We start from the raw sequence: 13,425 nt of genomic DNA on the forward strand, positions 1-13,425 counted from the left end.
CTCTTAGTCATTATAAAACCAGTCCGTATAATAGGTGTTCTTATAAACATCCTCCAGTAAAAACCGGATTGCAGTATTGGCACCTTCCATACGGCAGTAGCCCACAGTTAAATTTTCCTTTGGAACAGTGATGGTATCACCCATTTGTCCGAAACTTGTTTCATTTCCGTCATAGCTGTGAATGGTCGCTACAAAGCTGAGAGTATCACCTTCCTTCAGAGATTTGAGATTACGGGTTACATCTCCGCCCTCAGTGTCCATCTCTTCAACGATCCAATATCCACAAACCCTGGCACTTCCTTCGCTTTTTTCCGGTTGAAGCAGTTCCACTCTGATCCAAATGTAGTCGTCATCATTAAGTATTGCCGGAACATAACCGAATGCATAAGCAGTTCCATCAGTCCTCATTCCAAGATCCTGCATATAGTATGGAACGAAGACATTATTCAGTGTCATCCAGACATTATGATAACTGGCAACAATATAAGAGCCGTTTTTATTCTCAGACCAGATATCAACCCCCATTTCCATAAAGTCTTTACCCGTATCAAGCCATACTTCCTGTCCGCAGTAAGTCATCTTATCCAGCTGTTCCGGAGTCATATCAATGACATTGGCCCCATCCATCTCTCTGTAGGGAATCATTTCAGGAAGTCCCAGATCAGTTAAGGATTCATATAGCTTTGCCATGTCCTGACGGTACCACTCCTTTTCTGCGTACTCATGTCCGTCTGTTGTTTCCCCCGCTGTCTGTGCCATGATGGTGCAGAATCCTGAAAGGCTGTCAGTATAAGGGGAATCAAATTTTAATGCATCAAACAGACCAAGCATCTGATCGTACTTTTCCAGGCTGCGGTCGGGAAAATACATGGCTAATCCATTAGCATTTTTCATATTTGATTTAAAATAGATCACCGCATCAGAAACCGTATTCTTCAGTTCATTCCCTTCAGGTATCGATGACTTTTCAGCAAAATCAATGATGTCAACCTGTTCATAGTTACCGTCGCCAAAGCTTCTTGAGTCGCTTCTTGCTTTAGCGATAGTGTCGTATGCCCTGTTGGTTATGGTCCTGTCAGCACTTTCGGCAAAGTCGATAAGCTTTCGGTAGACTTCTCCGATTTTTTTCAGATCAATCAAAGAGAGGGTATAAATGTCACCGCTCTCTTCATTTGAATCGGCAAAGTCATCTACTATCTGCATTCCTATTTTTTCCGGAGCGAGATTTGGATCCAAAAGGAGCTTTTGCACCCAGTTGGTATAGTACCATCCGTCTCCCGGCTCCATTTCTTCCGAAGCGATCAGATAGTCGGCAAACGGGGCCAGTGTGTATGCGGTTTCAACAGTTCCCATGAGGCATGCATCAAAACCAATGAAGTCAAAATGACAATTCACAGCTTCAAATGCTTTTTTCATCTGCTGAAGACGCATCATAAAGCCTGAGTACTGTTCGTCAGCACCGAAGCCCATGACGGAACCTCCGCCATGATTCCAAAGGATCAGATCATAATGGTCTGCGGGATAGGCATTGACACCCCAGTTCAAAAAATCTGCCAATGTCTCCGGCTTTGACATATTGGCAAGCTCTGTCTCATCTTTCAGTGTCAGTTCATGTGCGCCGACTTCGAAACGCTGGATTTTATCTGCGTCAATCGTGAAATCTGATCCCCACTTTCTGGATCCTCCGGTTTCAACCAGAATCTTTACGCTGCTATCACTTTTCCCGGTTGCTTCGATGGCATCCCCTATCTCCTGTAAATCCATGGTTCCCAGATTGTTCTCGGACTCCAGATTGGAACCAACCATGTAGATCAGAACTACTGTATCAAGATGTCCGTCGTATACAGTGATTTCCCGATCTGATAGTTTGAGTTTTGAGTCGCCTGATTCTTTAGTGTTCCCTTTCTTACCGGAAAGACCTCGTTTTACGTCCTGGTCTTCGACATCTCTGTCTAATGTTTCAGCAATAGAATCATTAGATTCTGATGAAGTTTCCGAAAAGGATTCAGAGGGAGAATCAGTGGATTTTGTATTGCATCCCGGGAGAGTGAAAATAAAAAAAAGCGCAGCTAAAAGAAAGGCTGTTTTTCTGATGTTGACTTCTCTTGAACCTGAACCTGTTGTGTTCAATGAACGTACCCGGAAGTCAGTGTCTGCCGGAAATATACCTTTGCCGATTCGTTTTGACATGCGCTTTCTCCTATGAATACCATCTCAGCCCCAGTTAAAGGGAATATGATGAAACACCGGACATTAACTACAAAAAGTATACTAAAACAAAATAATTTTTACATTATTATTAATTGTGAAAATATTGTCCGACGCATTACCTGTTTAATGATTAATAAAATCCGGAAATGATATATATAAATATTTGTAAAATCTGATAAATTTTAATTTGTGGGCATTTTATGGGAGATTCGCATTTCACCAAAGAAAAATGCTCGTGTACATCTCTGATTCTTTCAGATATAGGGATACATAAAGAAAGTGCGTTTGCCGGAGAAATAATTCTCTGACAACCGCACTGATGAGTTCAATATAAAAATGGTATGAGTCAAGGGGCCAAAGCCTGTCCCATATGACTTGTGGCAGATTCATTTAGGAATCCGGCGTGTAGCACCGGTCCTCGCGAAGCGACCTTTTAATGGACCGGTGTTCCCGGAGAGCACGAAGTGGAGCTTAAGCTTCATGGAAGTGCAGAATGCGGTGAAGGAGTGAGAGTACGAAGTACAAAACTCGTCTATTTGACTCACTGAATATGTATGTCATCCAATATTCTGTGTTTTCCATTGACCGACTCAAAAACCCTTATCTCACAATTTTTTGGTTTTGGTCTCCAGTAGATTCCATTTGACCTGTCCATGAGGTATCCGGAAAGAGGACGCATGATGCCGCCATGGCAGGCAACGAGAACATTCTCATAGTCCTTCTTCTCAAGATCTTTAAGAAAAGAATGACTTCGTTCTATCATCTCAGACAGCTTTTCAACTGATTCAGGCGCCGGAAAAAGCTCCGGGATGTACCAGTAAAGCATCATGGCAGGTCCAAGAAGATAATAGTTTTTAAGCTCATACTTTCCGAAGTCAGCTTCTATCAGTCTGTCATCGATGATGATCCCGGATCTGTCAACGTTACCAATGATAGAGCCTGTTACTATAGCACGATTCAGCGGGCTTGCGTAAACTGCATCAAACCTGATATCGCCTATCTTCGCTCTTGCGGCCTTAGCCTGTTCTATACCGGTCTCGTTCAGTGGCTCGTCGGTTCTCCCCTGCATAAGATGCATTTTGTTGTATCTTGTCTGTCCGTGTCTTGCTATCCAGATCTTCATTGATAAATGATTCCTTTCCTGAAATATAGTCTGAAAACAGACAATAGGAAACTTATATAAGATGACGTGAGTGTCAAAAGTATTTGCCACTCACAAATGATGCGCAGCACGCACACATTCGTGTGCAATGTGCTGCTGAACACTCATAACTCACGTCCTTTTGCTATGCAAAACGACTACGTTATTCGTGTTCGGGCGGGTCATAAAGTCTCAAATCAACGTGCAAGCACGTGATTTGGTACTTTTGACCCTTACATCATAAGATTACAAATAAAAAATAACCGCCACAGCCCCAACTGAACGGTTATTTCATCTAACTAATCATAAGGGCTGACCGTCTACGGAAAGCACCTCTTATATCCATAATAAATCAAGTTATACAGTATTTCAACAGTTTGCACAGAGCTGTTTGTTTTTTCTGTATTTCCCGTAGATATCCTGATTATATTCATTTTTCTGTCAACTCAATGAAATTTTTGAGTATTTTTGCTCCTTCCGGTGTCATGATGGACTCCGGGTGGAACTGCAATCCGTAAACATTGTCGGAGCGGTCTTCCACAGCCATAACCTCTCCGTCAGTTGTGATTCCGCAAACCGTAAGCCCGGTTTCCTTCAGGGTCTCCTTCACAACTGCAAGTGAATGATACCTTGCCACTTTGATGACTTCGGGAAGTCCTCTGAACAGCGGACAAGTGGTGTCAATCTTTGTGTCTGACTGCTTGCCGTGCATTAGCTTTTTCGCGTAGCTCACGGTTGCCCCGTATGTCATACATATAGCCTGTTCCCCAAGACAAACGCCTAATATCGGAAACTCACCTCTTAAATCACTTATGACTTCAGGACAAACACCGGAATCTTCGGGGCGTCCCGGTCCAGGTGAGATAATGATTCCATCAGGGTTCATCGCTCTTATTTCATCAACGCTTATGGCATCATTTCGAACTACCCTAAGGTCCGGCTCAATACTTCCCACCATCTGATACAGGTTGTATGTAAAACTGTCGTAGTTGTCCAGCAATAAAATCATAATGTTTCGCCCTCCTTTAATGCCGTCACTACTGCCGCGGCCTTATTGATGCATTCCTGATATTCCTTCTCGGGTACAGAATCTGCAACGATTCCCGCGCCGCTTCGAACAAACACCTTGCCGTTTTTCTTGTAGGCGATTCTGATGGCGATGCAGAGATCAAGATTACCGGTGAAGTCTATATAGCCGATACCTCCGCCATAGATGCCTCGTTTGTTGTTTTCGAGATCGTTTATGAGCTGACATGCGCGGATCTTTGGTGCGCCTGATAATGTTCCTGCCGGTAGTATTGAACCAACCGCGTCAAGTGCATCACAGTCATCTCTGATTTCGCCGCGTACGGTTGACCCTATATGCATCACGTGGCTGTAGCGCTCTATCTCATGATACTTCTCCACTTTCACTGAACCGAACCTGCTGATACGTCCAATATCGTTTCTTCCGAGATCCACCAGCATGTTGTGTTCGGCCAGTTCCTTCTCATCCTGAAGAAGTTCCTCCTCGAGTCGCTTATCCTCTTCTTCGTTTTTTCCGCGGGGCCTTGTTCCTGCCAGAGGGAATGTATGAAGTACCCCATCCTGAAGCTTCACCAGTGTTTCCGGCGATGCTCCGGCAACCTCAAGATCCGCACTTGAGAAATAGAACATATAAGGTGATGGATTAAGGGTCCTCAAAACCCTGTAGGTGTTAAGAAGAGAACCCTCATAGTCTGCCTCAAGCCTGTTGGAAAGAACAATCTGGAAAATGTCTCCTTCATGTATATAATGCTTTGCCTTCTCGACCATATCGCAGAAATGCTCCTTGTCGAAAAACGGCCTTACTTCGCTTAGTATTCTGCCGGGGTCTTCCTGGTTTGGAACTCCTGTTTTCAGGAGCTTGACAATGTTTTCTATTTCCATCTCGGCATTGCGATAAGCACTTTCGCCGCCGGAAAGTTTTACATCAACGATGACCATGATCTTCTGCTTCAGGTTGTCAAAAGCTATAACCTTGTCAAAAAGCATCAGGTCAATGTCATTGAAGTGCTCAGTATCCTCAGCGTCAAGATTCAGAGTCGGTTCATAATATTTGAGATAATCGTAGGAAAAATAGCCCACAAGTCCGCCGGTAAAAGGTGGCATCTCCCGCATTTTCGGCATCCTGTACTCGTCAAGGAGCTGGCGAATGTAATCGTCTGGGCGGTCGGTTTTTATATTGAGCCCACCGACCTTGAACTCGCCGTTAAGACAGGTTATCTCCATCTTCGGGTTAAATCCTATAAATGTATATCTGCCCCACTTGTCACGACCCTCAACTGATTCAAGCATGAAGACATGGTCGGATACATTCTTGAGAATCCTGAGTGCTGTGATGGGTGTGAGGAAATCAGACAGAATTTCGCAGGCTACGGGAATGTATTTGTAGCGTGTGTTGTTCCGGTACTGTTTCACTGTTTCATAAGATGGAATAATCATGTGAGAAATCTCCTTTCAAAGATCCCGCTGCGCTTTTTATAGTAGAGGTACCAAAACCAGCCTCGCCATTTGTGGCAGATTTTCTGCGAAAATCTGTCATGTAGCGTCGGCCCTCGCAAAGCGAGATTAAATGGGCTGACGTTCCCACCGCCTGGGGGGCATCCCTGATTCTTTTAGAATCAGGGATATATAATAAAAAACCCCGGCAGAATCAATTCTGATTCTGCCAGGGACGAATAATCTTCGCGGTGCCACCCTGCTTCACATACTATGTGCGCTTTGCGAGATACCAACATATCTCCGACTACTAACGTAAGCCTCACGTCACAGGATACTCGGCAAACTTCCTGATAGATCGGGACATCTGATCCGGTGCAGATTCTCACTGTACCGGATAACGAACACATCAAAGTTGTGTTCGGAAATCTATCATGTACTGCCTTTCATTGTGCCCTTAGCGGTCCATTTGCGAAACTGTAATTCTGCCGGATTCTCACCATCGCCGGCTCTCTGTGAGAGCATATTCCGTTTTATCTCCGCCTCAACGGTTTGTGGTTTCTATTAAATTAAGATAATTCTATGGTTGCTTTAAGTTGCTGTCAATGAAAATGCCCAAAACCAAACAGAACAATATTTCATATAAGCTAAAAGCAATATTCATATTGCTTTATAAACCACCAGAAAAATAACTGATTCTGATTATAATTTTCCTAAGAGCCTTCAATACCGGTCATCATATAGCAGAAGATTTCATTTCCATCCTTATCTACACCTACGAATGCATTACCGTCATTATAGGTCATGTAACCGTCGTAAACTCTCGGATAATTCTCTATAGCCATTACTTCATTCAGATTCTTGTCATAGACTTTGGAGGAGTCGCCGTTAGATTCTGACATTATGAGCAGCCATTCATTTGTGATACGGTCTTCGGATGGATTGATATATCCGTCATATTCCAGTCTGGACTTGAGATTTTCGTCGTAGATCCACTGATGGTTTGTGTCATTTTTATTATCATATTTAGTGACGCAGATAAACGGGATATCAGCTGTTCCCTCAATGGTATAGAACTGATATGCATAGTCTGCATCGTTAATGATATCCTTCTGACCATTCTTCAGATTCAGAATCCAGACACCGATGTGTTCCTTATCTCCGGTGCACGGGTCGTCTCTTGTGGCATCAGTGTAGGCAACAGGAATCTTATCCGCAAAATACCAGTTACCAAGATTGTCGGTGAAAAGCTCGTTTCCGTCATTGTCATAAACTGTCTGAGCCCAGTGTGAGTTCTCTACATATTCTCCGATATAGAATCCCCAATCGTAGCGACCCATGCTGTCATAGTACGGGAATGTCTTTATCAGTCTTCCATCATTATCATAGAGGAAGATTCCGGTATCCTTCTTCGCAAGGAAGTTGCCGTTGCCAAGAATGTTTATGAAGTCGTAGTTGTCCTTTACAACAGGATTGCCATTTGTATCTATGATAAATGCATACTTTTCATCACGGACAAATGCTCTTCCGTTTTCAAACGGCTGTGCATACTGATACGGTCCAAGAACGATTTTTCCGGTCGTTTCATCAATATAGTAGTAGCCGTCATTCAGATCAAATACGTAATAACCTTCACCGTAGGTTACGTCATCCAGAGAATATTCGTCCTGAAGCTTCTTTTCTATGGTGCCGTCATTGGCTTCAACCAGCTCCTTGTATGTCATGACGATCTTCCCCTTTGTATCATAGATTACAAAGTCAGTTCCTTCGCCCTTTGGTCTGCAGAGAACATGATCCTTCATGCCGGATATATAGCCATACTCAGGAGATACGAAGCTTCCATCCTCTGAGATGATCTGCTGGTGCGTCATGGATTCATCACCATAGTACTCTTCATCAGAAGAAACAGGAACGCCGGTTTCATCGTACTTTACGGCACGATAGTACGGCAGGTAATACTGGTTGTATGAAAGCGGATCATAGTAGTCCATCTTTTCTATGGAGTTATAAACCGGATCAGTTACCAGTCTTCCATTGATATCGAAGAAGCCACGCATATAGCCTGCGATATATGAGTAATCTTCATCATTGTCTTCGTTGCCGTAATTGTAGTACAAAGCACTTCCGTCATAAGGAAGAAGCATGCCGTAATCATTTCCCGGCTCCACTTCTGTAAGAGCACCGGCAGGGGCATCATTGAGACGTGTAAAATTTTCGGAATGAGGTGTTTTTCCGTCAGAAGCATTATCACCAAACGAAGACACATCCATGATGGAAACGTAGCCTTTTGAAGCGATGAGTCTCTGGCCGTCCTCAGTCATAAACCAGTCGTAGATCACTCTGGCACCTTTGGCACGTTCATCGCCCGGATCAGTGTCTTCAGGGATGACGCAGTAGTATGCATTACGATGAGGGTAGGTTTCATTTCTGATGGTGTCCGGATTTGGATCCACACCGTCAACACCTATGATCTTGAGCCCATTTGCCATCTTCATATCGTTGGCATAATAGTAAACGGAATAACCGATGGCATTGGCGGAATTGTCATAGGACTTTACTGCGGTCATAAGTTCTCCCATCTCAGAAGCGACAAGTCCTGACGGAGCCTCCATCATCTCTGTATCCTTCATAATGAGTTTCTTGATGAGAGCCTGTGAACCGGCGCCTTCATTACGCTGGAACGGAACTATCTCGGCATCGTTTCCGCCTACTTCTTTCCAGTTGGTTATCTTTCCGGTGTAAATGTCTTTGATCTGTTCGGTTGTCAGAGAATTTACCGGGTTATCTTCATTTACAACAAAGATAAGGGCGTCTGTTGCGAAATTTTCAATTTGGTATTTAAAGTCGGCTTCATCCATTTCTTCAAATACCTTTGCATTGGGTTCGCCTACGATAAGAATGTCAGCTTCTCCTGCAAGAAGATTTCTGAAGGACTGTGTTGTTCTGTTGAAGCGGCAAAGATCGGCAGTCTTCTCTGGTTCCTCGTTGAGAAGCACACCTGCAAGAGCCTTCCCCAGAGGAACTGTAGCGGTAGAACCGTCCATTCTGGGGAAATTCTCTCTTGTGAAATGATATTCCGGGAGCTTTATAGGAGCTGTAGATTTCTTTTCCTGAGAATCCTTTTTATCAACGTTCTCCGTGTTTTCGCCCTCACCGTCTTTTTTTGTGGTTTCGGCTGCATCTGAGCCTGCGACGGTGGTTTCTGCATTTGTGGCAGCCGGTTTTGTTGTGGTACATCCCACCATGGCAAGAGTTGTCATGGAAAGAATAAGTGGTAATAGATGTTTTTTCATGATACCTCCGTGGCTGGAAAATAATAAAGATGTAAGTAACGAAAGTTGATATCGAATCACTTTACACTCTAAGGGGAAAAAGCAACCCCAGGTGCGTCGGATAAAGGCATGATGCGCATAGCATACCGGTGTGCTATGCGCATCATGTATAAGTAGAAAATATCAGTAAACGCTCACAGCATTTTTACTTAATGGCTTCTGCAATGTCGGCACCAACCAGACGTCCGCTGGTGAATGCATAACCCATAGCTGCTCCGCCGTAGGTTACGTATGCCTTTGTTTCTGAAAAGAGAACACCCATACTGTCTGTACCAACTGCGTAGAGACCTTCCATAGGAGTTTCATCCTTGGCACTGAGAACCTGGAAATTCTCATTTACATTGAGACCGCCACAGGTTGAGTAGCACCATGAAGAGCCTACGATTCCGTAGTAGCAGTCACCGGTTACAGCTCTGAGATACTTGGGATCCTTTGCAAACTCGGCATCCTCGCCCTTTTCGCAAGCTGCATTGTAGGTCTCAACTGTCTCGGCGAGAGTCTTTGCGTCAAGCACCATCTTGTCAGCCAGTTCCTCGATGGTGTCAGCCTTGAAAACATAGCCTGCATCGATGGCTGCCTGAAGAACTGTGTCGGCATTGTCCATAGGAACACCGGCAGGGATGCTTGAACCATAGCCAAGGTAGCTTGTTGAAGGACCAGCAGGCTCCTCATCAAAGCCTTCCTTTATAAGTTTTTCAACCTGATCACGGCCGTAAATACTGTAGAAGTGAGGGCCTGAGATCCAGGGGTTAAACATTGAAAGTGCTGTTTCGGAAGTAAAACGCTTTGCATCCTTACCTACAGCAAGTGTGTCTGAAGAGATGGCCATGTTGAGTGGCAGATCACCTTGTGACCAGACTGCAGGACGACCAGTTGCGACACCTGTCTTGCCTTCGATCGGAACAGTCTCAAATCCCGGAAGGAATCCGTCAACACCACCAACGTGAACCATAGGAGCAACACTGATGTTGTAGGTTCCGGCACCGTTCCGGATAGCAGATTCTATCATCTTTCCGTCATCCTGGTGCTGTCCGAAGAGTTTCCACTCACCCTTGAGAGGATAGTAAGTGTCACTCAGGTACTTCTCTTCCATCTCACCGCTTCCGGCGAAACCGCCGGTTGCAAGAACTACGGCTTTGGCGTGGATGACATATTCCTTACCATCCACCATGCTGCGGGCCTTGGCACCGGTGATCTTACCGTCTTCAACGATGAGTTCGTAAGCTTCTGTTTCAAGCATGTACTTTCCGCCAAGCTTCTCGAAGTTTTCAACTGTCTTCCTGAAGAAATCCTCTGTCAGCTTCTTTCCGCCGGAAATCGGTGTATAGGCTGCCCATTTATTACCGACAAAGCCGCTTGCGGGATCAAACTGGAATCCATATTGGGTAAGCCAGTCATCGGTATATCCGCTTTCATCAAGGAAGAGTTTGACCATTTCAGGCTTTGCCTGTTGCTCCCCCTTATCATTTGTGGTGTACTCAAGCCATGCATCGTAGAGAGCGTCCTTATCGATGAGATCGTCGCCTGCCTTCTTTGTGATAGTCTCCTTCTTTATAGGATCATTCCACTCAGGAATCTCGGCTTCAACCTGGCTTGGAACATTGATAGCCATCGGTCCGCTGGTGAGAACAGCATTACCGCCCCACTTTGCAGCCTTGTCAATGGCAAGAACCTGAAGATCCTGTTCTGCCGAGCTAAGGGCTGCAGCCATTCCTGAACCGCCCATTCCGACAACCAGAACGTCGGTATCGATTTCTTCGGTTTCATTGCTCTTTGGAATTGAGTTGTAGAAAACACTGATGTCCTTTGCGTCTCCGCCACCTGCTGTGATGGCTTCTGTAACCGCTGCTTCAACCGCCTGCTTTACACCGTTACTGGTTGCGGTAGCACCTGAGACACCATCGATGGATACCGACTGATACTCAAGCATACGTGGAATCAGCTTATCTACCACTGTCTGAACCATTGCTTTGGTATCGGAAATGTTTTCCTGATCCACAGTGATGGCTTCGATTTTGTCTTCTGAAACTTTAACCTTGACTGATACAGGCTCGCTGATTCTGAAGCCGATTCCCTGAGCTTCGTACTCACCCGGCTTCATCTTTACAGTGACTTCAGATGAAACTCCCATAGCCTGATTGATACAGTCCTGAGCAGCTGTTTTGATAGCCTTACTTGTAAATGTTGCACCTGAAACTGCATCAACATCGGCACTCTGAGCCTCCATGATGGCATCAGGAAGACTTTCTATAGCCTTGCTCCCAACGCCATCAGTTTCTTTGTTACCCACGATCTTTACACCAGTGATGTTGTCAGCATCAAAGGTCATGGTAACTGTTACGTTACCCCCGAAACCTGCGCTTGTTGCGCTGTACTCACCTGGCTGATATTTTCCCTCTGTTTTACCTGAAGCTTCTGTTGCAGCTTCGCTTGCAGCCTGAGTGGTTTCTGCCGTATTTGCATCAGGTGGTACGTCATTACCTGAAGAACATGCCACGAGAAGTGCAAGGGGCAGTGCACAAGCCAGCATTTTTGTTGTTTTTCTCATACTTTCCTCCTAATGTTTTGTACAAATCTGATAAAATTTTATCATCTATTTTTCATAATAAAAAGGAAATTTCTCTAAATGATTATGGAAAGTATTGAGTTTGGAATAATTCATTATTTCATCAAGGTGCAGATAATCATGGTCCTGAGCGATAGCAACAAATTCATCACCGCCTATACGATATACCGGACTATGTTTGAAGTAATCACAAATGAGTGAGCAGCCATCTTTGATAAACTGATCTCCTGCCTGATGACCTAAAGTATCATTTATGGTTTTCAGTCCGTTCAGATCAAATACGATTATAGCGAAATCCGGTGATTCGTTTTCTTCAATGAGGCTGTTTAGTTTTGCTTCAGCATCGATATATGCGTGTTTATTCTTTACACCTGTAAGAGGATCATAATTGGCTATTTTGCTCATTTCTGCCAAAGTCTTATAGTAGGTCTGATCTTTTCTGATTTGTGAATCGGTATCTATGATACCGATGATAAGGCTACAGTTACTACGCGTTTATTTATGAATTGATAAACTGCTACAGGTATACTGCTGTTTTCGATCAATTGTAATACTTCGGGGTTATATGAATACTTTTCCATACTGTTTAATACTATTTTATAGTGGTTATAGTTATGCATCCCACGTATGTGTACTGATGACATCGTCATCATCCTGCTCATACAGTTTTTTTTGACCGGTATTGTGTTTTGCACGTTTTACCTTCAGGGCTTCAGGAGTGGATTCTGCGCGGACGGTGCTTTTATATACTTTTTCACCCTCTTCTGTGACAGTTTTCTCTCCTGTTACACCTGCATCTTTAGACTTGTGAGAACTTCCTTTAATTACCTGTTCCCTATAGTCTTTGTTATGGGATAATGTTTTTGCTTCGTCATCGTCATAAGCATGTCTAAAGCTGTCCTTTGTGTCATCTGTGGATGCGTTTACGTCATTTTCAGAATGTGAAAGGCCGGTTTCTTCAGGTAATCTGCCATCACTGTCTTCATGATATTCAGTTTCCTCTTTTCTTCCTGCATTTCTAAGCTCTTCTTCTCTTGCTTCTCTGATTTCTTTCTCGGCTTTACGTTTTTCTGCATCTGTCGGAAGCTTTGCATACTCGCCCTTTTCGACATATGTTTTGAAGATAGTCTGCTTTTTCATCAGTTTTCTGTATTCAGCTGCGCAGACAGCCATTTTATCTGCTTCCGATACATTTGGATTGTTGGATACCGAATTGACTTTGCTGAGTGCGGCGTTGCATTCGTCTGCGATGACACGCTGAGTTTCGTCTTTGGTTCTGGCAGCACGCAGCTTCTTTTCAAAACTTTTCAGTTCTTCCTTTTCAGCCTGAATCTCGTTATAGAGCTTTGTATCCTTTTGCCTTATGTAATCAAGTTCATCGGGAGACAAATTTCCACCGTACATATATTTGAGTCGGATCTTTGAAAGCTTGTCATCGGATTCATCATTTTGCTGAGACTGCTTAAATGCATCTTCAATTTTTTGAGCTTCTGATTGAATCATGTCACGTATCTTATCAGAAGTCGTTCTTGTGTCATATTTTACAGTTTTAGTTTCCTTTGATGTGAAATCACTTTTGGTCTTCCTCTGCTGCCATTTTTGCTTCATACTTTGGGTCCTGGAATAGTTTCCAATACTCCCGTAACGAGTAAAAAAAGATAGATCTATACTCATAGCAAACTCCATTCCCTTGTAAATGGCATAACTGCCGTTCC

At 44.0% G+C, this 13,425-nt stretch carries 8 protein-coding genes; all 8 read right to left on the bottom strand.

Annotated elements, in window-relative coordinates:
- Window positions 1-3: 3 nt before the first annotated feature.
- Window positions 4-2,190 carry a clostripain-related cysteine peptidase gene (locus BM294_RS11200; protein ID WP_091208205.1) on the bottom strand — a complete coding sequence of 729 codons (2,187 nt, stop codon included), beginning with the start codon at window positions 2,188-2,190 and terminating at the stop codon, window positions 4-6.
- A gap of 562 nt (window positions 2,191-2,752) precedes the next feature.
- On the bottom strand, window positions 2,753-3,334 hold the full coding sequence (locus BM294_RS11205) for a histidine phosphatase family protein (protein WP_091208207.1): 582 nt from the start codon (window positions 3,332-3,334) through the stop codon (window positions 2,753-2,755).
- A 448-nt stretch (window positions 3,335-3,782) separates the two neighbouring features.
- A complete protein-coding gene (locus tag BM294_RS11210) occupies window positions 3,783-4,361 on the bottom strand; it encodes an anthranilate synthase component II (RefSeq protein ID WP_091208210.1) in 579 nt (192 codons plus the stop codon).
- Complete coding sequence (gene trpE, locus BM294_RS11215) at window positions 4,358-5,815, bottom strand: anthranilate synthase component I (protein WP_091208213.1); 1,458 nt, start codon at window positions 5,813-5,815, stop codon at window positions 4,358-4,360. Before trpE ends, BM294_RS11210 begins: the two co-directional genes overlap by 4 nt.
- A gap of 710 nt (window positions 5,816-6,525) precedes the next feature.
- A complete protein-coding gene (locus BM294_RS11220) occupies window positions 6,526-9,105 on the bottom strand; it encodes a PstS family phosphate ABC transporter substrate-binding protein (protein ID WP_091208216.1) in 2,580 nt (859 codons plus the stop codon).
- A 184-nt stretch (window positions 9,106-9,289) separates the two neighbouring features.
- A complete protein-coding gene (locus tag BM294_RS11225) occupies window positions 9,290-11,692 on the bottom strand; it encodes an FAD-binding protein (RefSeq protein WP_091208218.1) in 2,403 nt (800 codons plus the stop codon).
- A gap of 45 nt (window positions 11,693-11,737) precedes the next feature.
- Complete coding sequence (locus BM294_RS11230; protein ID WP_091208221.1) at window positions 11,738-12,115, bottom strand: GGDEF domain-containing protein; 378 nt, start codon at window positions 12,113-12,115, stop codon at window positions 11,738-11,740.
- A 207-nt stretch (window positions 12,116-12,322) separates the two neighbouring features.
- The gene (locus BM294_RS11235; RefSeq protein WP_091208224.1) at window positions 12,323-13,318 is read right to left on the bottom strand and encodes a hypothetical protein; all 996 of its coding nucleotides are present in this window, start codon (window positions 13,316-13,318) and stop codon (window positions 12,323-12,325) included.
- Window positions 13,319-13,425 lie beyond the last annotated feature (107 nt).

The organism is Oribacterium sp. WCC10 (assembly GCF_900113415.1).
Lineage (GTDB): Bacteria > Bacillota > Clostridia > Lachnospirales > Lachnospiraceae > Oribacterium.